The organism is Desulfosporosinus nitroreducens, from assembly GCF_023897015.1.
Taxonomy (GTDB): Bacteria; Bacillota; Desulfitobacteriia; order Desulfitobacteriales; family Desulfitobacteriaceae; genus Desulfosporosinus; species Desulfosporosinus nitroreducens.
This window is the reverse complement of the sequence record NZ_JAMHFY010000006.1, coordinates 214,285-238,327: the sequence shown is the minus strand read 5'-3', so window position 1 is coordinate 238,327 and position 24,043 is coordinate 214,285. Positions and strand designations below refer to the sequence as shown.

Annotated in this window: 23 protein-coding genes, 1 other RNA gene and 2 pseudogenes; 7 read left to right on the top strand and 19 right to left on the bottom strand. The window is 40.1% G+C overall.

Annotated features, from left to right (window positions below):
- Window positions 1–5: 5 nt before the first annotated feature.
- Both cas6 and M8E35_RS26865 read right to left on the bottom strand, forming a co-directional pair.
- Window positions 6–737: a CRISPR-associated endoribonuclease Cas6 gene (cas6, locus tag M8E35_RS09630; protein WP_252468628.1), complete on the bottom strand. Its 732-nt coding sequence runs from the start codon at window positions 735–737 to the stop codon at window positions 6–8.
- 586 nt (window positions 738–1,323) lie between these two features.
- Window positions 1,324–1,518: pseudogene (locus tag M8E35_RS26865) on the bottom strand (tyrosine-type recombinase/integrase); the annotation flags it as partial.
- Window positions 1,519–2,263: 745 nt separating this feature from the next.
- On the opposite strand from M8E35_RS26865, the gene M8E35_RS09625 reads away from it, so the two are divergent.
- Window positions 2,264–2,614 carry a hypothetical protein gene (locus M8E35_RS09625; protein WP_252468626.1) on the top strand — a complete coding sequence of 117 codons (351 nt, stop codon included), beginning with the start codon at window positions 2,264–2,266 and terminating at the stop codon, window positions 2,612–2,614.
- 223 nt (window positions 2,615–2,837) lie between these two features.
- Here the strand turns inward: M8E35_RS09625 and M8E35_RS26860 are convergent, their stop codons facing one another.
- The 3 genes from M8E35_RS26860 to M8E35_RS09615 all read right to left on the bottom strand — a co-directional run bounded on the left by M8E35_RS26860 (window position 2,838) and on the right by M8E35_RS09615 (window position 3,705).
- Complete coding sequence (locus tag M8E35_RS26860; protein ID WP_373887433.1) at window positions 2,838–3,062, bottom strand: tyrosine-type recombinase/integrase; 225 nt, start codon at window positions 3,060–3,062, stop codon at window positions 2,838–2,840.
- Complete coding sequence (locus M8E35_RS09620; RefSeq protein ID WP_252468625.1) at window positions 3,050–3,370, bottom strand: tyrosine-type recombinase/integrase; 321 nt, start codon at window positions 3,368–3,370, stop codon at window positions 3,050–3,052. The genes M8E35_RS26860 and M8E35_RS09620 overlap by 13 nt, the downstream gene beginning before the upstream one ends.
- A 77-nt stretch (window positions 3,371–3,447) precedes the next feature.
- Window positions 3,448–3,705: a phage integrase N-terminal SAM-like domain-containing protein gene (locus M8E35_RS09615; RefSeq protein ID WP_252468624.1), complete on the bottom strand. Its 258-nt coding sequence runs from the start codon at window positions 3,703–3,705 to the stop codon at window positions 3,448–3,450.
- 516 nt (window positions 3,706–4,221) lie between these two features.
- Between M8E35_RS09615 and M8E35_RS09610 the strand changes: the two genes are divergently transcribed.
- Complete coding sequence (locus M8E35_RS09610; protein WP_252468623.1) at window positions 4,222–4,416, top strand: hypothetical protein; 195 nt, start codon at window positions 4,222–4,224, stop codon at window positions 4,414–4,416.
- 178 nt (window positions 4,417–4,594) lie between these two features.
- Here the strand turns inward: M8E35_RS09610 and M8E35_RS09605 are convergent, their stop codons facing one another.
- The 3 genes from M8E35_RS09605 to M8E35_RS26700 all read right to left on the bottom strand — a co-directional run bounded on the left by M8E35_RS09605 (window position 4,595) and on the right by M8E35_RS26700 (window position 7,434).
- A complete protein-coding gene (locus M8E35_RS09605; protein WP_252468622.1) occupies window positions 4,595–4,804 on the bottom strand; it encodes a DUF6199 family natural product biosynthesis protein in 210 nt (69 codons plus the stop codon).
- A gap of 280 nt (window positions 4,805–5,084) precedes the next feature.
- Window positions 5,085–5,795, bottom strand: coding sequence for an alpha/beta hydrolase (locus M8E35_RS09600; protein WP_252468621.1), 711 nt, complete (start codon window positions 5,793–5,795; stop codon window positions 5,085–5,087).
- A gap of 445 nt (window positions 5,796–6,240) precedes the next feature.
- Window positions 6,241–7,434, bottom strand: a complete 1,194-nt coding sequence (locus M8E35_RS26700; protein WP_309446453.1) for a cell wall-binding repeat-containing protein — start codon at window positions 7,432–7,434, stop codon at window positions 6,241–6,243.
- 96 nt (window positions 7,435–7,530) lie between these two features.
- On the opposite strand from M8E35_RS26700, the gene M8E35_RS09585 reads away from it, so the two are divergent.
- On the top strand, window positions 7,531–8,085 hold the full coding sequence (locus tag M8E35_RS09585; RefSeq protein ID WP_252468619.1) for a C39 family peptidase: 555 nt from the start codon (window positions 7,531–7,533) through the stop codon (window positions 8,083–8,085).
- A 152-nt stretch (window positions 8,086–8,237) separates the two neighbouring features.
- Here M8E35_RS09585 and M8E35_RS09580 read toward each other — a convergent pair whose 3' ends face one another.
- Window positions 8,238–8,546, bottom strand: a complete 309-nt coding sequence (locus M8E35_RS09580; protein WP_252468618.1) for an ATP-binding cassette domain-containing protein — start codon at window positions 8,544–8,546, stop codon at window positions 8,238–8,240.
- Between the two features lie 677 nt (window positions 8,547–9,223).
- Here M8E35_RS09580 and M8E35_RS09575 point away from each other — a divergent pair.
- From M8E35_RS09575 to M8E35_RS09560, 4 genes and pseudogenes are all read left to right on the top strand, one after another.
- Window positions 9,224–9,670: a hypothetical protein gene (locus tag M8E35_RS09575; protein ID WP_252468617.1), complete on the top strand. Its 447-nt coding sequence runs from the start codon at window positions 9,224–9,226 to the stop codon at window positions 9,668–9,670.
- A gap of 396 nt (window positions 9,671–10,066) precedes the next feature.
- On the top strand, window positions 10,067–10,534 hold the full coding sequence (locus M8E35_RS09570) for an ImmA/IrrE family metallo-endopeptidase (protein ID WP_252468615.1): 468 nt from the start codon (window positions 10,067–10,069) through the stop codon (window positions 10,532–10,534).
- A gap of 77 nt (window positions 10,535–10,611) precedes the next feature.
- Window positions 10,612–11,748: a dGTP triphosphohydrolase gene (gene dgt / locus M8E35_RS09565; protein ID WP_252468614.1), complete on the top strand. Its 1,137-nt coding sequence runs from the start codon at window positions 10,612–10,614 to the stop codon at window positions 11,746–11,748.
- 72 nt (window positions 11,749–11,820) lie between these two features.
- Window positions 11,821–12,822, top strand: a pseudogene (locus M8E35_RS09560) (recombinase family protein); the annotation flags it as partial.
- 497 nt (window positions 12,823–13,319) lie between these two features.
- On the opposite strand, the gene ssrA reads toward M8E35_RS09560, so the two are convergent.
- The 10 genes from ssrA to pyk form a co-directional block, all read right to left on the bottom strand.
- Window positions 13,320–13,670, bottom strand: a transfer-messenger RNA (tmRNA) gene (ssrA, locus tag M8E35_RS09555).
- A 166-nt stretch (window positions 13,671–13,836) separates the two neighbouring features.
- Window positions 13,837–14,307, bottom strand: coding sequence for an SsrA-binding protein SmpB (gene smpB / locus M8E35_RS09550; protein WP_073027613.1), 471 nt, complete (start codon window positions 14,305–14,307; stop codon window positions 13,837–13,839).
- A 93-nt stretch (window positions 14,308–14,400) separates the two neighbouring features.
- Window positions 14,401–14,952 carry an HDIG domain-containing metalloprotein gene (locus M8E35_RS09545; protein ID WP_252468650.1) on the bottom strand — a complete coding sequence of 184 codons (552 nt, stop codon included), beginning with the start codon at window positions 14,950–14,952 and terminating at the stop codon, window positions 14,401–14,403.
- Between the two features lie 139 nt (window positions 14,953–15,091).
- On the bottom strand, window positions 15,092–15,895 hold the full coding sequence (locus M8E35_RS09540) for an alpha/beta hydrolase (protein WP_252468613.1): 804 nt from the start codon (window positions 15,893–15,895) through the stop codon (window positions 15,092–15,094).
- 399 nt (window positions 15,896–16,294) lie between these two features.
- A complete protein-coding gene (gene secG, locus M8E35_RS09535; RefSeq protein WP_073027610.1) occupies window positions 16,295–16,519 on the bottom strand; it encodes a preprotein translocase subunit SecG in 225 nt (74 codons plus the stop codon).
- Between the two features lie 162 nt (window positions 16,520–16,681).
- Window positions 16,682–17,959, bottom strand: coding sequence for a phosphopyruvate hydratase (gene eno / locus M8E35_RS09530; RefSeq protein ID WP_073027608.1), 1,278 nt, complete (start codon window positions 17,957–17,959; stop codon window positions 16,682–16,684).
- A gap of 273 nt (window positions 17,960–18,232) precedes the next feature.
- Entirely contained in the window at window positions 18,233–19,777 is a 1,545-nt protein-coding gene (gene gpmI, locus M8E35_RS09525; RefSeq protein WP_252468612.1) for a 2,3-bisphosphoglycerate-independent phosphoglycerate mutase, read from the bottom strand.
- A 2-nt stretch (window positions 19,778–19,779) separates the two neighbouring features.
- Window positions 19,780–20,565, bottom strand: coding sequence for a triose-phosphate isomerase (gene tpiA, locus M8E35_RS09520; RefSeq protein WP_252468611.1), 786 nt, complete (start codon window positions 20,563–20,565; stop codon window positions 19,780–19,782).
- 141 nt (window positions 20,566–20,706) lie between these two features.
- Window positions 20,707–21,894 carry a phosphoglycerate kinase gene (locus M8E35_RS09515; RefSeq protein WP_252468610.1) on the bottom strand — a complete coding sequence of 396 codons (1,188 nt, stop codon included), beginning with the start codon at window positions 21,892–21,894 and terminating at the stop codon, window positions 20,707–20,709.
- Between the two features lie 317 nt (window positions 21,895–22,211).
- Complete coding sequence (pyk, locus tag M8E35_RS09510) at window positions 22,212–23,945, bottom strand: pyruvate kinase (RefSeq protein ID WP_252468609.1); 1,734 nt, start codon at window positions 23,943–23,945, stop codon at window positions 22,212–22,214.
- Window positions 23,946–24,043 lie beyond the last annotated feature (98 nt).

Below are 24,043 nucleotides of genomic sequence, written 5' to 3'. Positions count from 1 at the left end.
CCTCCTTACACTATATCTAAGCAGCCAAAGCCCATCGCCCTTTTACTTCCGGCTCCAGCCTTATACAGGTATTCCAGTAAATATTTTTCCCCTTCCACTACGAGGCTACCGATGGTACAAGGAATATAAATTCCGTAACTTTTTACAACCGTCTTTTTTAGACGAATGGGCTTGATGCGTAAGGCATTAATATCATCGCAGACATCTCTACCAAAGGCCTTTTGAAACTCCGTCTTTAAGTTTCGTTTCCAAATCACCTCAAAGTCATCATCTTCAAACGTTAGATACCAGTCCCTCCCCTTTTCTTCATCGTGATCTCGGATGACAATGGGTGAAAGAATTTTAAAATGAACGGCATTGGACGTGATCGAATATTCCTGTACTTTAGTTATAGAGAGCACCTTCAACTTATTATTACTATCAGCCATAGGAAACCACTTGTTGCGGCGGGCCATAAAAGCATTGGCCAGGTGCACCCCTATCAATACATCCCGCGTGGTTAACCAAACATGAAATCGTTTACTGTGTAGAGTGATCCCATCTTTTGCAATAGTCACTTCAGGTGCAAAATAGATACTGAAGCAAAAAGACTTGGAAGAGGGTCCTTCTCCGTATAAAGCAGCAAAAAGATCCTGGTTATAATCTGCCAAAGCACCCTTTAAATATGATATGAATTTTCTTCGATAATCAATGGGCAGATCTTCGCACTCGGTTTCAAACTCAATTTTAATTCGCATGGTTTCGCCTCCTTACTCATTTTCTTAAATTCCATGGTGGTTAAATTAAATAAAAAGACCTATTAATTAAACATATTTACATTCCACATATGGTTAAATTTACCAATGTTTAATTAATATAAAATTATCACTTTTTCATATTATTGTCAACCTATTTCGCCTTTTTCTATGTCTCCGTAAATAGTAAATTTAAGAAATACTGCGATACGTCCATCATAACATTACATCTAGACATTTTTTTGTTCAGGGGACATGGTAGTCATAGGGGAATTTGGACGAAAACCGAGGATAAGTTTTAACTTATCCTCGTAGTAATTTCACAAATAATGATTTGTATATATTATTTTTTGGGCCTGGAAACCACCTTATGGTATTGAGTAGCACTCTTCACTTTCAAACCGTCAAGCAATTCCCTATTGGTCTTCTCTTATTTTTCCTTGTTATTACCGTATATTTGCTTCTCAAAAAAAACAACGTGCTACGTTCACGAAATATATTTCCCATTTGAGCCCCGAAGTAACAACCTTTTTCAGCCGAAGCCCTCTGCGATATCTTCCCTGAATAAAACACGCCACCTTTGACCTTGTTACTTATTTCCCTTTAATTGGATTAGACAACTTCTCCACGGCGTTTGCCTTATCCTGTTCAGACGGCTGAGTATAAGTTGTGTAGTATTCAAACTCTTTTGCCCCAGAATTTCCGTGACTATTTCCAGTCCTTCTCCAGTTTTCAGTAGATTCCGGGCAAACGTATGCCTCGGTGCATGGGGGTGAAGTTGGGAAGTTCCTGCCGAATACCACTAGCTGATAGACGACCTGTTCCTTTACACTTTATTAGCTCTGTAAACATAGAATATTCCTTCAGGTTATCTTTCTTATCAAATCCAATAAACTTCAGGAATAACTATAGGCTTTCCGAAGGAATCTACCGAACACCACTCCCATTTTAACCATTTATCATATGAAAATAGTTTCCCATTTACCTTTTCAGATAGTATTGAGTTAATAATACTCTTGAATTTCGACCAATTAGTAGTGTCAAGCGAAAAGTTTATCACCGTGACAGCTAAAAATTTGACCACCCCAAGGCATTTTTTAAATCCCCTACAATATCCTTAAGAATTTAGCTCCTGTGATTCATTAACCGCTTCATGTTATAGCTAATACAGTCTATTAACCTGATAAACCAAAACACTCACGATGGAATGGCCTTAAGCGGGATAAAATGTTCGAGATGTCAGGATGGCGATGTTGTTCTTCTTAGTTGAGTAATTTCTCGAGCATTTTTGGCTTCTTCAGCTTAAATAAAGGATTGTCTCCATAAGTTATATAACAAGATATATCTAATTGCTGATCAATCGAAAAGGAATTAGTAACTGATTTTTGAAATCTTCATGAAGAATATTATAATACTTCGCCTCTTAAAGATTTATTATTATCATTGACGATAAATCTAAATAGTGAAATACTACTGAATAAGTGCGATAACGAGAGATAATATTAATTTTAAGAGGGAGAGACTCTATTATGAAAAAAAGTATTAAAATTGTTATTGTCGGTGGATTTATTTTGTTATTATTGATAATAAATTCATGGACGAAACAGCTTAGCGAAGTACGAATAGGAAAAGAATACGAGAGCATAGGGTGGATGGGAAATAGCCCGGAAATGGCCGCAAGTCTAAGATCAGGCATAAATCAAAAATACGGCCTTTGGACTATTATAGTTGTATTAGGAACTGTTGTTTTTATATACATCAATAAAGATAAAAATGCTAGCAAGAGTAAACTCCTTATGTTTGAGTCAACCCAACCAAGTAATTTACAATCAGAGATCGATACATTGAAAGCTAAAATAGCTGAATTAGAAAAAAAGTAAGTAACCTAGCGAGCATAGTATTCATAGAATACTGTTGGAACATTCCAAAATCGTAGTCATCTTTCACAGATAACCGAACTTCCCAAGCCCTCAGATTACTTCTTCAATACCGATTCTACATTCCAATTGCATATAAATAGGAATTTCAAAGTTCATTATCGTTAAAACGCGATAGCCAAGGGCTTGTACGATACTTTTATCTGGATGCTCTCTTGCGAATTAATTAATGTCTTTGCGACAACTTCTCCATAGCTTTCGCTTTATCCTGTTCAAACGGCTGAGTGTAAATTCGTGTCGTATTGAGACTCTTGTGACCCAGGATCTCAGCGACCATTTCCAGTCCTTCACCAGTTTTCAGTATGTTCCGAGCAAATGTATGCCGTAGACCATGGGGATGAAGTTCGGGTAATTTCGCAAGGTAAGCGTACTGATCAATTACCTGCCGAATTCCGCTGGAAGATAAGCGACTGTTCCCTTCTCCCGCTGACTTAAAAACAATGTTCCTTTTGTTCTACCGTTTATATAGTCGCGCAGGACTTTCCGTCTGTCACTATTAAGGGGGACAGTACGGAATTTACTCCCTTTCCCCAGCGGTACCTTGAGACTGCCGGAGCGCTCCCCAATAATGAGATCGTCTATATCCAATGCAGCCACTTCGCTAATACGAAGACCAGTGTTTAGCATGAGCGTAATTAGGGCAATATCCCGTGGGATGCTTTCGCGTTCCACAGCACGAGTAAATGATCGTTGGTCCAACCGCTCCGACCTTGAGGTTCAGAACGTACCTCTTCCACATATGACGGCATTGGTACATTCTGACCGTTAAAGTCCAGTCAGTTTGCAATCGCAACAAAGGAAAGATTGACTGTCGATGGAGTACGCTTAAGGTTTATTATTAGGTAGGATTTATATTCACGCAGGTCTGTTGGAGTGACACGCTCAGGGGTAAGCAATTCTCCAATAGTTGATTCAAACCATTCAGCAAAATGCAGCACTCTCTGGCTATAGGCACGGAGGGTGTTTTCGCTTTTATTAGCTTCTCGAAGGCGTTCGATCCATGCGTTAATTTCCGGTACGTTAGTCTGTAACAAAAACATCCCCTCTTTTTCCTTTGGTTAACCTTATTATTTCCTCTATGTTTCGGTTGTGAAATCTTATCTCCTGAGTTTTTCGGTCCTTAGCGACTCAATCAGCAGCGAGTATTTTGCCTAGAACCCGCAAATCATAAGTTTTTTCTAAAATAAGTCTATCACAATTGCACAAGAACCCAAGAGATAATGTATATTATCTCTTGTACTTATCTCTTATTTCATCCTTGTGCTTCATGAGATCCTCTCGGAATATAACTTCCGGCAATCAAGCAGATCGTTAACTCCATCTCATATTTTCCCGAGTGAGGCTATTATTTCGCTAGCATCTTTATCCGACATTCGCCTCCCCCCTTTCTCTTGAATTCCAAGGCATAAAAATAACCGTCGATTGACGGTGAAAATAAACTTGAAATATTTTATTCAACCTATTGATATATGCGTGCGTGGTAACTTACGTTAGATTGTGGAATTGCTTGCGGATCTCAAAGAAGATCGAAGCACAAAGGAGTTTACTGGATGATTAAGGTATATAGTAATTATGTTGCGTGTGACACTCACACGGAAGCCGTGGAAGCTCAGTCGATTATAACCGATGCTATGTGTCATATCCCAATTATTTGTAATGATCGTGACATGTTTCTGATCGAGCACGAACTTGGCGAGCAAAAAATGCAGGAATTGCTGAATCAAAGAGGTTTTACATGCAAATAGGACTAACGAAAAACGAAAGCAATACTTAGTCCAATAACGCCTTTCGGGGCGTTATTCTCATGATCTCCTTGCTGCGCATAATGGGTGTGCAATAAAAGACCTGCTTGATCTTTATATCAAGTACAGGTCTTTTACTGAATATAATAAGAATGATGTTCATTAGTCTGCATTAGTATCTTCACCTAACTAGGAACCAAATAATAATTAAAAAGGCAACAGCTAATATTCTGTTAATTATTAAATACACTTCACTCGGCTCAGCATTTTTGTATTTCCATCCTTCAGAAATCATCCAACCGATTTTCGGGTTAAAAATATAAATAAGTAGAAATGCACTTGCAATAATTTTCAAAAAGAAAGGCATTTCAATTCCCTCCCCACTTTTCATTCCTGTTTGACCCATCTCCAAGCAAAGGGGATAATATGGAGTTCTCTTTATTGAGGATATTCTACACTTTATATAAACAGTGCGACAAGAGCGTATTTTCCTACTTCCATAACTTAATATTACCATCAATCGGCTTAAATGGTAAAGAAAAGATTAAGTCACATAATCCGTCTACTGTGCAATAAAAGACCTGTTTGATTTTTATACCAAGTATACCAAGTACAGGTCTTTTACTGAATATAATCAAAAGAAAATAAGCTAACTCGATCTTCCATAATGCTCAAAACACGGAAATATTATCCCACAACCACTGCCTAAAATAGTGCAGTTGTTCGACAGTATGGAAATAGTGCTCCCCATCTTCCAACACATGTAACCTGCAATGGTAACGTTTTGCAAATTCAGAAACCACATTAAACTCAGAAAGATTGTCATTTGAACCATAGAGAATCGCAGTAGGTTGGTTCCAAGTGTCAATAGGATAAGATTTTACATAGTAGTAATAATCCCAATAAAGTGTCTGTCCGATTGGTGTTTCAATTTCTTTTTCGGCTTTTAATCTATCCTCGCTTACGTTGAACCATGTCATCATATTGTTTATGATTCGCTCCATGTCTAACACAGGAGAAAGAAATAGACATTGTTTGAGTGGCAAATCTCTGTATGCAAGTAAACTGAAATATGAACCCATACTGCAAGCAAATACGCTTATATTACTTGAAATAGTTTTGACATACTCCACAATGGCTGTAAGGTCACTAACACAGTTTTGAACCTTGCAAGCATAGCCTTCACCTTTACGGTCACCATGATCAGGCAAATCAAAGCTAAGTACCTGATACCCTTTGTCAATTGCTTCTTCAGCAAAAATTACAATTGAATCATCATCCTTGCTAGACATGTTTCCGTGAACAGCAATAAATATTTTATCAGATGGTTCTCCCCACAAGATTGCAGGAATGCCTTCAACCTTCAAATCAATTTTTAACATTATTCTTTCCTCTTTCAAGAAATATAATAATCTTTACTTCGCGTCATCCTACTAGGGGTAGGGCCAGCTTAATGACGGAAAACCCACGTTAAGGAAATATATAGTAACCACCCTTTTTTACAGTCATTGCGTCCTATAATTAACCTTATGAAAAGATCTGCCACATATTTTTTTAGGAATTTCGACCTAAAAATTAACCGATTTTATCCATCTACTTGTAAGCGGTAGATTTCATTTAAAAAAACCTCCCGTCTGATCACTTGCTCTTAATGTATCAGAGGGAAGGCTGTTTTACATGACGGTATTTGTTCCACCGCTTACAGTTATGTTAACTAATAGCCCCCTCGTCACTTAGTTTATAACGATGGGGCTTCTAATAGCATGAATTGTCTTTATAGGTAAATGGTATATTTTATATCGTAATTTGTTAATAATTTTTTGAAGTTCAAATGCCTATGATATATTCTGGATCAATCGATTTTAGAAACTTATCAATCTTATCAGTATCTAAGTTACCTTTTATTATGTTATAGTAATATTTTCCATCTATAATCATTGGATCAACAAAGGTTATACTCATTGCTTCTTTGTCGTTGATATAAAATACAGCCTTATGTATCCACCCTGCTGAGGGTACCGGATTTTTTTCTTTTTTAATTACATAACCATCTAGATAACCCATAAATTCCTTAATCTTTTGTTTATCTTCAATTGTTAATGGTTCGTTTCTTCCACCCCTACCGTCATAAAATACTATTTTCGTTATATTATCATCAGACTTTATATTAATAACATCACTTATCTTTTTTTCTTCGTAATCAACATTAGTAGAACCGATAATAGCCATTTCTGTTACACCTCCAAGTACAACAATATTATAATTAATAATTGAATTATTATTTAAAAAATATTTTTGTGATATTGAATTTTCTCCAACTAAAAGCAGTGGATTACAATTTACACTTGCTAAAGCAGAACCTGAAAGTCCATCAGCAAAAGTTTCACCTGTAGTTAAGTAGATAGCATTTAGATCCATTTCACTTTTAAATTTATCAATAACAGCTAGGTTTCTCTGATATTTATCTTGTCCATTTATTTGTTCAACATTAGGCAGCTCACTTACCAAAGATTCGTCTAATGAGGAACCGACACCAATAACATAGGTTTTAGATATTTTATGAAGTTTTATATATTCCTTTACGATATCTGGTATCACATTGTGAGGAACTAATATAATAGGCATCTTTCTTTTGGCGGCTATAGGAGATATAGACAAAGCATCAGCAAAATCTTCTCCTGTTACAATTGTTATTTCACTAACATTTTCTAGTTGGTAAGCAACGCTTATACTAGTTTCATATCTATCTTGTCCACTTAATCTAGTAGTTTTAACCCCTAATGAAGTCAATTGATTTTCTACAGACGATGAAATCACTCCGGTCCCACCGATAATAAAAATTTCAGAAACCTTCAATTGTTGTATTACGTTTAAAGTATCTGTTGGTATAGAATTCGTCTCAGTCAAAAGTATAGGTGCATTATATTTCTTAGCTAAAGGGGCTGCAGTTAAAGCATCTGGGAAATTTTCGCCATAAGCGAGTATTGCATAATTTGATTGTTTCCACCCATCTAATGCAATTTTTGCTGAAGTAAAAGCAGAAAATATATTTCTTCAAAACCTGATATTGCTAAAAAAAATAGAGAAAATCTAAGCCAAAAAGCGTCTATATCTTCTATGATTACTCCTTTAGCTGTAACAAAAAGAATATTAAAAGTACCTGATTATAAGTGGTATAAAGGTTGTACACCAACAAGCGCAGCAATGGTATTGAGATTTAGTTATGAAGATCTACTTGAAGATATTACTACAAAAACTTTAATTGAAGACTTAGCGACTGCTATGAAAACGAATTCATCCGGTGGAACTAGGGTTTATGATATAAATTTAGGTATAATAGAAGCCATATCAAACTATGAGGATGGTGCTAATGGTCGATTATATTGCGAGACTGATTATTCAACTACTTTTGCAGAACTAAAAACCCAAATTAATGGTAGATTTCCGTTTTTAGTTACTGTCTTAAACTGTACTGCAACTTCTCCAGCTTATCCTGATGGATTTGGAAATCATACTATGGCTTGTGTCGGATATAATATCAGTGGAACCAGTTCCTATATGGTTGTTCATGATACAAGTGTTGGTGGTAATGTTTATGTTAACTATGATGGTTCAGTAGTAGGAATTGTAACAGGGACATATGTTAGACCAGGCAAGACTAGCCAAGGATAAATGCCATAGTTACCATTTGTTTGGCATGATTTTATTATGATAAATTAGCAATTGTCTTAGTTTCAAAAATAACCTGAAGCAGCCACCCGAGGGGGATTTTGCATTTCAAGCAAGTTCTTACCTCAGATGGCTGTAATTAATAAATAATATTTTCAAAAAAGGGGTAGGGCCAACGAAATGACGTAAAACCCCACACTAAGACAACAATAAGCTGATTTTTCTAACCCTTCATAGAGTACGGGTTGTTCTGGTATATAGGCATAGTTTTTACTCTCTCCTGTGAATTCGACCTTACCATCCATCACTGGCAACAACCCCATGATCGCCTTAATCGTAGTGCTTTTCCCAGCTTCGGTAGGACCAATCAGTCCAACCAGTTCACCAGATTTTACTAACAAAGCCACGTTTTTGACGATATCCATGTTGTTGTCAGAATGCCCTGCGTGGTTAATTATATACACTAAGTAATTCCATCAATTTCATCACTTCTTTTTATTTTATCTGTCCTCGATTTGGAATTTCTAAGCAACGAATTGTCTCAGCAAACTCAATTCGACAGCTATGAATAATTTACCTTTTTAAAATTTGTGTCCTATAATGAGAATTACGTACATTTGCGACAATACCATTTCCTCGTTTTTAGTCAAATTTCTCCTTGACAGCCGATTTACATATTTTCGTTTTCTACAAATTTATATCCTAACAAGCGTGTTTTCACTTTAAGGATCAAAGTCCATTTCCTCTCACTAGCTTTGATTTACTAGGGTGTTCGTTTCAGTTTTTTTTGTTCGGATCATTCTCTATCCTTGAGCTATGGACTATTATCCAGGTTACGACTTGAGCGACGTTGGGGTGTATTGTATTTATTTTTTAACAATAAAGATGGTTTGCCTTAGAATGGGGAAAACTGGCTTCTTTTTGTTAAATATTGTCTTGCGAGTGTTTCGCGTCATTTGGTTGGCAGTACCCAAAAAGGTATAGTGAAAAGAAAGGAATTATTTTAAATCCCTTTCTTTTGCTTCGTATTCAGCTACTCTTCTATAAAATGTATTCCTCTTCATGCCGAGTAGCTCCAAGAATGTACAAAAGAAGTCCTCGGCTGGCTCTGCTGGGAATAAGTTCGGAAGGAGAAAAAACAATGAACGAATACCTTGTACATAGAGCAAAGGAACAGAATGAGGACTTGCAGACAGATAGGATAAGAAATGATTTAAAGGTCAGTCTTACTGATAAAGAGTATAGCAGTTTAAAACTACTGGCTTACAAAGCGGGATTCAAGAGTGCTGGAGAGCTTTTATCGTCTTTCGTTGGCGACTTAACTGATTGGCATACTAACGGATCTGATGAGAGTGACCTTGCCAGTGAGTGGTATGAGAGAGCCTTTGGTATGAGTGAATACTATACCAACTTTATTCACTACCTCTATAACAATGACTATACACTGGAAGACATTGCCGACATTCACGAAGATGAGGATTATTTTGAGGATGTATATGAAAGATACATCAATGAGGATGCGGGTAAGACAAACCAGACCAGGGAAGAGTGCATGAACATTATGAAAGAGCTGATAGCCAAGGCCTAAAGTGAAACGGGCTAAGTCCAAAACTGAGTCTATGAAAGCTATAAAAGAGAAGAAACCAGAACAGGGGTCAGAAGAATATGTGAAGGTCAATGAGACAACAAAATTAGGAACATCCAGCGCGTGCTGGGGAGAATTGAAATGTTCATCAAGTGTTATCTTACGCCCATCCGCCATGTTTACTGGTAGTAAAGGCCAGCTAGAGAGTACTGAGCGTATTTGTGGTTTTTAGCGACGGCCATCTCAAACCAATCCGCTGCTTCTTCGTAATTCTGAGGTGTTCCTAAAAGAAGAATTAGATAAAGTTAGAAAAAAATAAAACTACCACCCAAATGGGCAAGGTAGTTTTTTGTTTTTATATTCGACATTAATTATTACATTTCGACTGTGGGTGACATCTTGAAAAGACTTTGGGATATTGTAAATAAGGAAAATGTCAAAATTAGGTATAAGGACTTTTCGCAGTTACCAGAGAATATTCATGGTCTTTACCTTTACGATCACAGGCTCGGCCCAATAATTGTCCTGGATAAACAGCTCCTTCATACGCACCGGTTACACAAGTGCGTATTAGCAGAAGAGATAGGACACTTTTACACAGCAGCACGCACGAACCTTCTCTCGGTACATACTTCGGCCAATTTACAGACCATGGAGGCTCAAGATGAAAGGAAAGCTGCTCAATGGGCTACAGACTTCCTGATTCCCAACTGCGAACTTGTAAAGGCATTAGAATCTGGCATCTGCAGCTGCTTCGAATTAGCGGAACATTTTGATGTTACTGAATGGTTTATGTATCGTAAACTCGGTCTGCTAAAAATGGTTTTCGACAGACAGACTTTAAGTAAAGGGACAGGATTTATTTGATATTTGTATAAACCATGTCATTTTAGTCAGATATCCATATGTACTATTTAGTAACATACGAAGGAGGAATACAATTAATGACATCATTTAGGGAAGAACAAGAAACCTGGGAAAGAGATAATTTATGTGCAGCCGCCAAAAGGTCTTCGGATTCTAGGCGCTGGAAAGTTGAAGAACCAGATCCTTATAGAACTGAATATCAACGTGATATCGGTAGAATCTTATACTCAAATTGTTTCCGTCGGCTAAGAATGAAAACCCAGATTTTTAAAGCAAGTGGATCTGATCAACACAATAGGACTCGTTTAACTCATTCTTTAGAAGTCTCCCAAATTTCTAGATCTATTTCACGACCTTTAAAATTAAATGTAGATCTTACTGAAGCTATTGCTTTGGGGCATGATTTAGGACATACCCCTTACGGCCACGCTGGGGAAAAGGCTCTTCAGGATTGTCTAACAACTATGTCTTTTAACCACAATGTTCAAAGTGCCTGGATATTGCGTAATACTTTGTGTAATCGCCTTGATTTAAATGGAAAACCTTATCCTGGTTTTAACCTAACATATGATGTTGTTGAAGGAGTTCTGAAACATACGAAATGCAAAGTGCTTTTTAATGAGCTTCCAAGAATTGAACTTTTTAATTTAGATGAGCCCTCATCTCTTGAAGGACAAGTTGTAGACATTGCCGATGGAATTGCATACTTAAAGCATGATATTGATGACGGCATAAGGAATGATCTTATAACGGAATACGAATTTAGAAAATTATGGGACGACAACACTGATCTTCCCTTTAATAACAATTGGATTGATCACTTAATCCTCGACGTAATAAACTCTAGCAAAGACAAACACCAAATTACATTTAGTCCAGATTTTGAAAAGCTTCATGATAAGATCAAAAATTTTATTTTGAAGAATATCATACTTTCTCCAATGGTTCAGTCTAGAGATAAGGAAGGTATTGAAAAAATAAATGCCATATTCCATTTCTGCATGCAGAATCCTGAATTTATATTAAAAAGAAATTCGAAAGTTAATCAATATAAATTGGAGCACCATGGCTTAGAACGAGTGATCGTTGACTATATCCAATGGCTTGGCGATGAAAACGCTGACATGACTTATAAGAGTATAAAAGATAATATATACCATGATGATCAAATAAACGAATTAGATGATTACTTTGAAGAAAAATCAGCTATGTAAAAACCTATACTAAAACTAAATATTTATTAAGAACCTTAAATGATAAGCAACAGATGAAAAAGGTGATGGTTCGTGAACAAAATTCGTATCCGTGCAGCTCTCTATGCACGCTATAGCTCGGATAATCAGCGTGAAGAATCCACGATAGCCCAACTTCGAGCAGGACGGGAACATGCTAAGAAAAAAGGCTATTTGATTGTCGCAGAATATAAAGATGAAGAACTAACAGGTAGAAATGATCGAAGAGATGATTTTCAAAGGATGATTCGTGACGCAAAGCGTGGTCTTTTTGATGTAATTATCATACATAAATTTAATCGCTTTGCCCGCAATAGGTATGACTCAGCTATCTATAAGCGCATGCTAAAAAAGGCCGGAGTTCGCGTAGAAAGCGTACTCCAGCCTTTAGATGATTCCCCTGAATCAATCTTATTAGAAGCCCTACTGGAAGGAATGGATGAATACTATAGTTTAGACCTTGCTCGAGAAGTTATGAAAGGTATGTTTGAAAATGCGGACCAAGGAATACATACTGGAGGGCGACCTCCTTATGGACTCAAAGTTAATCCAGAAACCCGTAGATATGAGCTTGATGAGACTAGATATAAAGCTGTCCAAATCTATTTTGAAGGACGGAGAGACGGGATATCACGTAAGAACATTGCTGAAATGCTTAACAATTTAGGGTATAGGACACAAACCGGAAAAAAATTTACTAGAGACAGCTTTTATGGCTGGGATACTAATAGAAAATATAATGGGGACTACGTGTTTAATGTGGCAAGTTCTAAAGATGTCGACGGCCGGCGTAATACTAGCAAAAAGAAACCCATCGAAGAACAAGTTATCAAAGAGGGAATTATCCCTAAAGTTCTTAACTCTAACCTTTTTGGGGAAGTGAATGAATTGATAAACAAGAAGAAATATAAGCCCGGCCGAATGAAAGCTAAAGTAAACTATTTACTTACCGGAAAAGTCTTCTGCGGAAAATGTGGAGCTCCTTATAATGGGAACTCTTATAGGAATTCTAAAAGCAAAGAGAATACCCTTTTGTGTTATTACAAATGTTCCGGAAAATGCAAAAATTCTAGTATGCGGAAGGAGGATCTTGAACGCATAGTAATCGAGCAACTTGCCTTTCATTGTTTCTCACAAGTGGCCATGGATAGCATTGTCATAAGGGTCAAAGAACTTTATCAGGAGCGAAGAAAAGAAACTCAGGATGATATCGGCCCGATCAAGAAGGAGATAAAAGAGCTTGAGTCTACTATTGAAAATTGGATGCAGGCATTAGGTAAAGGTATAAAAGGGCTTGAGGAAAGAATTGTGGAAGCCCAAAATAAAGTTGAACTTCTTCGAGAAGAACTGGATCATATAAATATACTCCAAAAGGAAACAGAAATTAATGATAAAGCAATTTATAATTTATTAAAAGAAAAAAAGGATGCTCTCTATTCGAATGATGAAAACGAAAAGAAGAGAATCCTTCAAGAATATGTAGATAAGGTTATCGTTAACCCTTCAGATAATATTAACACTCTTGACGTAGAAATAACCTACAGGGTTTTTAATGGTGGAGGCGAGGGGACTTGCACCCCTGTATCGAAGAGCTGCCACATAAGCGTCTACGCGTGTGTCCTTTAATTTAAATTTCGCCAGTCTTGACTCCTAAAGGCAAGGATTCAGTTCAGGCTAGCTCGATAATCTTAGCTAATGTCTCCGAGCATTGACATTAGAGCGTCCTACTTAATTGACACCCTGGTTCTTCATCGTAGGTTCTGAAGGCAGGATGCTAGCGGCACTTAAGCAGCTAGAGCGTAATTATTTTCGTTAACTATTAGGTCCACCGTTTAACGAGACCAGGTGGAATCTCGACGCGCAACCTATGCCACCGCTTCCCCGAGCGAGTCTAAAACGCCCCCATGTAAAAGTTCCATATGCATAGTATAACACATTTAAGCATAAAGCAAAGCGAATATCCATGGAATCTTTACATTATTATGGAAAGATGCTCATTTAAGAATGCCTACATTCTTTTAGTTCAATCTTTCCCGCATTATCTTTTTTTGTTTGAACTAAATTTCATTTCTAGTAAGCTTTATTACGATCCCTTAGTGCCCGCTCAATGTCACGTTTACCTTCTCGTTCAGCAAGAGCCTGCCGTTTATCGTAATTTTTCTTTCCTTGACCAACCGCTAATTCTACTTTTGCCATACCCTTCTTTAAATATATTTTAATGGGGATCAGGGTTAGCCCTTGTTGCTGAATTTTGCCAATCAGTTTATTAATTTCGGCACGATGAAGTAAAAGTTTTCGCGGTCTAAGTGGATCATGATTATATCTGTTTCCCTGTTCATAAGGGCTAATATGCATCTGGTGAACCCAAACTTCGCCATTGTCCAAACGTGCATAACTATCTTTTAAATTTACCCGTCCGCTACGAATAGATTTAATTTCTGTTCCAGTAAGAATGATCCCGGCCTCCACTCGGTCTTCGATATGATAATCGTGGAAAGCCTTTCTATTGTCGGCAACAACTTTAATTCCTTCGGAAGGCATACTACTCCTCCTCTCATCTAGTATTTCAGTATATCACAAATTACCTATTTTAACCAAATAATGTTATTCTAGAATACTTGGGGTCCTCATGAATTATAGTTCCAAGGCCTCTGATATCCCCTGCATTGCTTCTAAGCCAAATCCCAAGAACTCTTCCAATGAAAGCCCTAGCTCACTACAGGTGAGAATCTGTTCCCGATTTGCTCCCTTCGCAAATGCTTTTTGATCGAATTTCTTACGAAGAAAGGGAACATCCACCCCCGAAAGCTTCTTATCTGGTCGAATTAGTGCTCCAGCGACAATGAGACCTGTCATAGGGTCAGTTGCGTAGAGGGCCTTATCTAATAAGGAGTTACGCAGGAGTCCGTGCCTCTCATTGTGAACTTTCACTGCATACACCAGCTCTTCCGAAAAACCCATATTCTCTAATATTTCTGCTCCTTTAAGGGAGTGTTCTTCCGGCAGTTCCTTTGTGTCCTCATAATCGATATCATGGAGAAGGCCCGCCATGCCCCACAAATCGGGGTCTTGATCAAAAAGCTTAGCCAAACGGATAAGGACTGCTTCTGTTGAGATCATATGTTTTAGTAAGTTTTTATTGTCAACATACTTCGTTAATTCCATATAAGCTTCTTCACGCGTCATCATATCCATCTCCAGCTCACTTTCCAAATCAAAATTATTTCCTTACTATAAGGACCTATTTCCCAATTATGTACCCTTTAACGGTAGCTATTATTGGGTTACACAATTACATCAGTTTATGTCTTTCAAAAATATCCGCTCATGACTGTTGTGATTCCTTCTTCTCGACAAACCTCTGAATAAATTCATGAACCTTTAGTACAACCTCATCTCGTTCCTGCCCAAGTGTTAAAATATGTCCGGATTTTTCCCAATAAATCACGCCTGGGTTAACCTGCTGAATTTTCTTCCTAATGATTTCAACACTGATAGGGTTAACTGTTAAATCTCTTGTACTTTGCATTAATAAAGCCGGGCACTTAATTGTATGAAGTTTACTGCGCACCTGGCGAATCCCTCTATTCAAAGAAATCAGGGCATCCACCGGAATCCGTTCATAGACAAAACGCTCCGCTTTTGGTTCCGTTACTGATGAGGCTGTTTTTGATTTAGCTACGGTTGCAACTGGTTTTGATTTTGGTTTTTCAACATACGTCATAAATGGTCTAACGAACCGGACGAAACGAGTTCTCCGGTCAGCAAGTATCATTGGAGCATTCATAGTAATCAGACCATCGATTATGCCTAGAGTCCCTAAATGAAGTGCTAACAATCCTCCCATCGACAGTCCTACTCCGATGACAATATCACAAGACTCCCTCAGCTTTCTAACCCCAACTTCTGCGTCTTTAGCCCAGTCCTCCCAGTTCGTTTTTGCCATCTCCTCAGGGCTTGTTCCATGCCCTGAAAGTTTCACTCCAAGGACTGACCATCCAAACTTAGTTAAACGTTCACCCATTAAACGCATTTCTGAAGGAGATCCCGAAAAGCCATGAATGAGCAAGCAGCCTACACGGTTTCCTAGGAAATAAAAGGGCTCTACTAAGCGTCTTTGTGGTTCCACCAAAGCACCTCCTTAGTCGATGTGCGATACCCGAATATCCGACCGGACTACTATTATTTTGTGTAAAAACTCGAGCAAACTCATTTAAACTCTCGGTTAAAGCTGAACATCGATGCGTCAATAACGCAGAATCAAATAAATGAATTTGCTAGAAGGATCTATGTGTTAGAGAAGCTATATCCTTCACCGCTAAGTTTTCTATGGATAGGCCTTGGCGATAACCTCCATTGGAGATCATCCTTACTTAAAACTATCCTTATTTAAGAAGTTCGAAACACATATTTTTATAGAAAAAATATTATCCGCAAGTGGATAAAGAATAGCACAGAAGGGCACCTCATACGAAGTGCCCCTCATTGATTTTGGTACAGTATAAAGAAGCAATCTAACCTCTTAGACTTAAGCAATAATAGCTAGGCCTAAAGAACTTAGTAAGAAGACACCCGCTAAAACTCCCGTGAGTTTGGCGAATAATTCATCCATACCTTTCTTCTTACCAAAGATAGCTTCGCCGGCGCCAGTAATAGTTCCTGATAATCCTGCACTTCTTCCAGACTGAAGCAGTACTGCTGCAATCAGTCCTATCGAACTGAGGATTAAAAGAATTATCAAAGCAATTTGCAAAATAATTCACCCCCCTAAGATAACCCTTTGTTATATATCACTACAACTTTGTAAATTATCAATAGGCTCATTTTAGCACAAGCGCCTGCAAAACTCAATCAATCCATGCATAGGGGGGTTGAATTGGGGTATGTATTTGCTTTCTGCTAACTTGCCTAGCTATTATCTCGCTAAAGCTTTGCGACCGCGATACACAGCGCTTTCTCCAAGTTCCTCTTCGATTCGGAGGAGCTCATTGTATTTGGCAACCCGTTCTGTCCGAGCAGGAGCCCCTGTTTTAATCATGCCCGCATTCACAGCCACGGCGATATGCGCTAGGGTAACGTCTTCAGTCTCACCGGAACGGTGTGAAACTACTGACGTATATCCTGCCCGTTTGGCCATTTCGATGGCATCCAAGGTTTCCGTCAGGGTTCCGATTTGGTTAAGCTTAATAAGAATCGAGTTGGCACACTTCTCTTCAATCCCACGGGCCAAGCGTTTTGGATTGGTAACAAACAAATCGTCACCGATAAGCTGCACCTTGTCTCCCAAGCGCTTAGTCAGGTTGTGCCAGCCTTCCCAATCCTCTTCATCCAGGCCGTCTTCAATGGAAAGAATCGGATAGCGCTCGATCAGACCCTCATAATAATCAATCATCTCGTCCGATGTCTTCTTAACCCCTTCCCCGGCTAAATTATAGATTCCATTTTCGTAAAGTTCTGTTGCTGCCACATCAAGGGCTAAAGCAACGTCTTCACCCGGCTGATACCCTGCTCTCTGAATGGCATCAACTATGCATAACAACGCATCTTCGTTGGACTCTAGACTAGGTGCAAAACCGCCTTCATCCCCAATTGCGGTGGCAAGAGATTTCTCCTTGAGAACCGCTTTAAGACTGTGGTACACTTCTGTCCCCATGCGAAGGGCCTCGGCAAAGCTTGACGCTCCGACGGGCATTATCATGAATTCTTGAATGTCCACATTATTATCAGCATGTTTACCACCGTTCAAGATGTTCATCAAAGGCACGGGCAGTTCTTTAGCATTTACCCCTCCTAAATATTGATAGAGAGGTATTCCTAACGACTCTGCTGCAGCTTTAGCTGCCGCTAAGGATACTCCGAGAATTGCATTGGCTCCAAAATTCCCTTTATTTTCAGTTCCGTCAAGTTCAATTAACACTCGATCTAAGCCGGGTTGGTCAAATGGATTTAGTCCCTCTACTTCTGGGGCGATTGTCAGATTAACATTCTCAACCGCCTTCAATACTCCTTTACCCATGTAACGGGTATCATCTTCATCCCTAAGTTCAACAGCTTCAAAAGCCCCTGTTGAAGCACCTGATGGAACCGCTGCACGACCTATAATTCCATCTGTGAGAACGACATCGACTTCTACTGTTGGATTCCCCCGTGAATCCAGAATCTCGCGTGCATAGACATCTGTAATAAAGCTCATTGATCAATGTCCCCCTTTTTTATTAGAAATCCCAACTGAGGAGTTTCTAGCTTAATTAAAATATAAGAAAAACTTAGCTAGCGAAAACCCAGGCGCAAGCGGCAGCCTTAGTTGCACTTATACGTTGGCCATGACTCGAACTTAATGTTCGGGATTAAAGGGCCGCAACGATGGCAAGGCGCCGTGATGGCTGAGTGCTTCTAGCGCCATTGAATGGATAGAACATATCTGCCTATGTCTTAAGCCTCGTGAATTCCAAGGCTAGTAAATAGCTTAAGATTCGAGCAATGGCTTTCCTGTCATTTCCTTAGGAATGGGAATCTGAAGTAGTTTTAAGATAGTGGGAGCCACATCGCACAATGCTCCACCCTTGCGCAGTGCTTGTCCTTTAACCCTTTCATCAACAAGAATAAACGGTACACAGTTAGTGGAGTGGGCAGTTATGGGGAACAATGTCTTAGGATCCACTTTTTCTTCAGCGTTCCCATGATCCGCAGTCACGAGGAGGGTAGCATTCATTTTTATAAGTTCCTCATAAATTTGGCCCAAACATTGGTCGACCACCTCTACTGCTTTGACTGTTGCCTCAAACATCCCCGTATGTCCCACCATATCGGGGTTAGCAAAATTCAGAATGACCACATCATACGTCGATTCCCGCAGCTGTTTAAGGACAGCTTGAGTTATTTCCGTGGCGCTCATCTCAGGCTGCAGGTTATAAGTAGCGACTTTTGGCGAAGGAATAAGGATTCTGTCTTCGCTTGGATAAGGTTCTTCGAGCCCGCCATTGAAGAAGAAGGTTACATGGGCATATTTTTCTGTCTCTGCAATTCTTAACTGCTTTAGCCCTTGATCTGAAAGCACTTCTCCTAAAGTGTTGTCCAAGTTCTGTTGAGGAAATGCTACAGGCGCAGGAATCGTCTCATCATACTGAGTCATACATACAAAGTGGACATGGGGGCGATTGGGTCGTTCAAATCCTGAAAACTCTTCATCTACAAAAGCACGTGTGATTTCACGAGCTCGGTCCGAACGGAAGTTATAGAAAAGGACACTGTCACCCTCTTGAACTCGGCCCACCGGGTTCCCTTCCTGATCGTCGATTACCGTAGGCAACACAAATTCATCGGTGACACGGGTATCATAGGAAAATTCCACTGCTGACAGGGCCCCTGCGGCGTGCTTCCCTTCCCCGTAAACTATCGCCCGATATCCTTTTTCTAGGCGTTCCCAACGCTCATCCCGGTCCATTACGTAGTAACGACCGCTTACTGATGCTATCTTTCCCACTTCCAGTTCTTTAATCTTCTCCTCGAGTTGGACAATATAGTCTTTGGCACTCTGAGGTAAGACGTCCCGGCCATCGAGAATAACGTGGATATACACCTTTTTTAAGTCCTTTTTCTTAGCCATCTCCAGCAGTGCGAATAAGTGATCAATATGAGAATGAACCCCGCCATCGGAGAGCAGGCCCATTAGATGAAGTCCCTTGTTATGTACTCGGGCCTGATCCATGGCCTCGAGCAGGACGGAATTCTCAAATAATGTTCCATCCTGAATCCCTTTGAAAATACGAGTTAACTCCTGATAGACGACCCGTCCTGCCCCCATGTTCAAGTGACCAACTTCAGAATTCCCCATCTGTCCGCCCGGCAGTCCTACGGCCTCTTCAGATGCCTGAAGGGTAGTATAAGGATAGTTACTTTCCAGATGTTTGAAATTAGGAATATTCGCCTGGGCAATAGCATTGCCTTCAACAGCGTCTCGGCAACCCCAGCCATCTAGAATCATGAGAAAAAGTGGTTTGGCAACTTCCATTACTATATTCCTTCCATGCGGGCCACGAGAGGACCTGCGTTTTTGATAAGCTTGGCAAAACTAAGCGGATCAAGACTTGCCCCACCGACTAGAGCCCCGTCGACATCAGGCTCTTTCATCAGTTCCCCTATATTTTCAGCCTTGACACTTCCGCCATAGAGAATAGGCACTTTCTCCGCGGTTCGTCCCATAAGTTCAGTCAGAGTGGCACGAATCGCGGCACACATTTCTTGGGCGTCTTGACTCGACGCTGTCTTCCCAGTGCCAATCGCCCAGATAGGCTCATATGCAACTATTATACGACTCAAATCTTCAATTGATAAGCCGGAAAGAGCGCGAGACACTTGACCTTGTACCCGCTCGACTGCCTGCCCTTCTTCACGAAGGTTCAAATTCTCTCCACAACAAAGAATGGGAGTTAATCCTACCGCTAAAGCTTGCTGCACTTTCTTAGCAATTTCCTGATCCGTTTCTCCGAACATTTCCCGCCGTTCCGAGTGGCCGAGTATGACATATGTACATGCTACATCAAGCAACATCTGAGCTGAGATTTCTCCAGTATAAGCACCCTGGTCTGCCCAGGCCATGTTTTGAGCACCTATGTGGACAATACTTTCTTCCAGTTCATTTTTAAGGGCATGAAGGGCTGTAAACGGAGCACAAAGGACTATATCCAGATCAGTAACATCCTTAACCTCATCCAAGAACTTTACTGCATAGTCCCCTGCTTCACTTATAGTTTTGAACATCTTCCAGTTGCCGGCAATAACCGGACGTCGATTAGCCACTTTGTTTGATACCTCCATCTTAATAGTAATTTGTATCTTTTGCATTTTAATTATGTAAATATGCTCAGTTCGATAACGGTTCTTCCCACTCTATGCACGAGGTGCAACAAAAGATCTCCATTCATATAATTAAACTTCAGATTATTCTTTGTCCTGCAGAGCTGCGACACCCGGCAACACTTTCCCTTCTAGAAACTCAAGTGAAGCTCCGCCCCCTGTAGAAATATGGGTCATGCGATCCGCTACTTTCATTTTCTCTACAGCTGCCACCGAATCTCCTCCGCCAACAATCGTGATCCCGCCGCAAGTTGCAACCGCTTGAGCGACTCGCTCAGTTCCTTTAGCGAAGGCCTCCATTTCAAAAACACCCATCGGGCCGTTCCAAATCACCGTTTTAGCCGTCGAAATGCGGGCCTCAAATTTCTCAGCACTGGCCGAACCTATATCTAGGGCCATTTCATCTTCCCCAATTTCAGACACTTTCACCGTACGATGAGGGGCATCCGCTTGAAAAGCAAGAGCTGCGACCACATCAATCGGTAGTTCCAATTCAATCCCTTTAGCCTTGGCCTTCTCAATGAGTTGCTTTGCCAACTCCACTTTTTCCTCTTCAAGAAGGGATTTTCCCACGTTAAATCCTTGAGCCTTAAGGAAGGTATTTGCCATCCCCCCACCGATGATCAGTGCGTCAACCTTTTCCAGAAGATTTTCAATGACGCCGATCTTGTCGCTTACTTTGGCACCGCCGATAATGGCTACAAAGGGACGTTCCGGCCGTTCCAGAGCATTGCCCATGAAGTCAACTTCTTTTTGCATCAGTAAACCGCAAACGGCTGGTATATAGTGCGTAACCCCTTCGGTTGAAGCATGGGCACGATGAGCGGTTCCAAAGGCATCATTGACAAACAACTCTGCCAACCCAGCTAATTCTTTCGCAAATGCAGGATCATTTTTCTCTTCTTCTGCATGGAAACGGACATTTTCTAGTAAGAGGACTTCCCCGTCTTGCAACGTACTGACAGCTTCCATCGCTACATCCCCAATACAGTCTTTAGCAAAGGGCACTGCTTGAGCCAGCTGTTCGCTTAAATGCTCAGCAACAGGCGCTAAAGAATACTTTGGATTAACTTGTCCTTTAGGGCGCCCCAAGTGAGAGGCAAGAATGACACGTGCTCCTTCTCTTACCAGATACAAAATAGTAGGGAGTGAGGCTTGTATTCGTTTATCATTAGTAATTTGTCCTTGCTCATTTAAAGGGACATTAAAGTCTACTCGAACAAGTACTCGTTTTCCACGTACCTCTACATCTTTTACACTCTTTTTGTTCATACAAAAATCCCCTTTCACCTTGATCCAAGGGTTCAGAATAAAGATAAAGAAAACTTGACTAACGCTAAGCCGTCAGGCGATGACCAAGGATTGCTACTTTACCCCAAGATTCATACTTTCTGACAGTACAAAAATATACCTTAGTATACCGTAGAAAGACCCTTCTTACTCCCCCGGGGAATTAATAATTCCAATTAACCCAACTTATACTAATTCTACACCAAGTTGCCGTTTCCTGCCCAGCAAGGACTAATCATACAGTTCTTCCTGCTCTGCACTGCTTTTAGCCGCCTTAGCGTGTGGATCATTTCACAATATTATAAAATACTAACCGTTCCCTCGTAAATAACCCCTGAAAGGGCATCTACTGTGATTCTTTGTCTCTCAGAAATCTTAGTCAGAGCATCTTGAATGCCTATAATGGCTGGAATACCGTATTCTAAAGCAGCAATAGCCGCATGTGAGGTCAAACCAGACTCTTTGATTACTAAGGCCCCTGCCTGAGCAATTAGCGGAATAAATCGAGCATCGGTAGAGCCAGCAACAAGAATGTCGCCCTTTTCAAAGGTATCCTGCTCAGGCTGATGGACTATCCGAGCAGTACCCATATATGATTTTCTGCCTATGCCAGTTCCTTTCGCCAAGATTCCACCTACCACTTGGACTTTAATCATATTAGTTGTGCCAACCTTACCTACCGGAACCCCTGCCGTAATCACGACAATATCCCCAGTTTTAATGTACTGTTGTTCAATCGCGGCAGTTACTGCCACTGACAATAATTGATCTGTCCCAGAACTTTCCTGAACCACTAACGGTTCTACTCCCCACTGCAAAGTGAGTTTTCGGGCGACCTCAGGAAAGGGAGTGGCCGCTACTATAAGGGCCTTTGGACGATATTTAGAAATCATCCTTGCAGTTAATCCAGATTGTGTCGGGGTTAGAATCGCGGTTGCATTAAGATCTCTGGCAATACTATAGCTGGCGCAACTAATAGATTCAGCTACATTAAGATGGGAATAGCGAGTTGTCTTATTGGCTAAAAGCGCCGTTTCTGTGCGTTTGGCAATCTTGTCCATCATAATTACTGCCTCAACCGGAAATTGTCCGGCAGCGGTTTCACCTGACAACATAATGGCATCTGCCCCGTCCAGGATAGCATTCGCCACATCGCTGGCCTCCGCTCTTGTTGGACGTGGTTGACGAATCATGGAATCAAGCATTTGAGTTGCTACAATAACTGGCTTACCGAGTAGATTACATTTACGAATCATCTCTTTTTGATAAACAGGGACTTCCTCTACCGGCACCTCAACTCCTAAGTCTCCGCGAGCAACCATCACCCCATCAACTACATCCAGAATTAAATCCAGATTATCTATTCCTTCCTGGCTTTCTATCTTAGCAATAATTTGAACAGTTGCTCCCATTTCCTCTACAATCTGGCGTACAGCCAAAATATCGCTTGCTTTTCTCGTAAATGAAGCAGCTATGAAGTCAATTCCCTGAGTAACACCAAAACGAATGTCGTCAATATCTTTTTCCGTAACACCAGGCAATTTAATCGATACTCCCGGGACATTGACACCCTTTTGTGATTTTAGAATCCCCCCATTACGCACTATGGTCTTAATCTCTTCTTGTTGTACCGCCAGAACTTCTAGATCCAACTGTCCGTCATCAATTAGAATATGGGTCCCCGGAACAACATCTAGCCATAATCTTTTATAAGTAATTCCTACTCTTTCCGATGAGCCAAGAGCAGTTTTCGTATCCAAAATAAACTCTGTACCTTTTTTAAGCGTAATTCCTGACTCAGAAACCCTACCTGTACGGATTTCCGGCCCTTTAGTATCAAGCAAGATTCCTAAATGTTTCCCCGCCTTTAACGCTTCCTCTTTTAAAACAGATATTCGCGAACCATGTTCTTCATGTGTTCCATGAGAAAAATTCAATCGTGCAACATTCATGCCTGCCGTAAATAAACGTTGGATTTTTTCTCTAGATTCGCAGGCCGGACCAATCGTACAAATAATTTTTGTCCTTCTCATTACAGTACCTTTCTTATACCATCCATATTATCCTTAGTGGGCAAGCTCAAAACATTCTATCGACAAAAGCCCACGGCCCTGTACGAAATACCATCGAC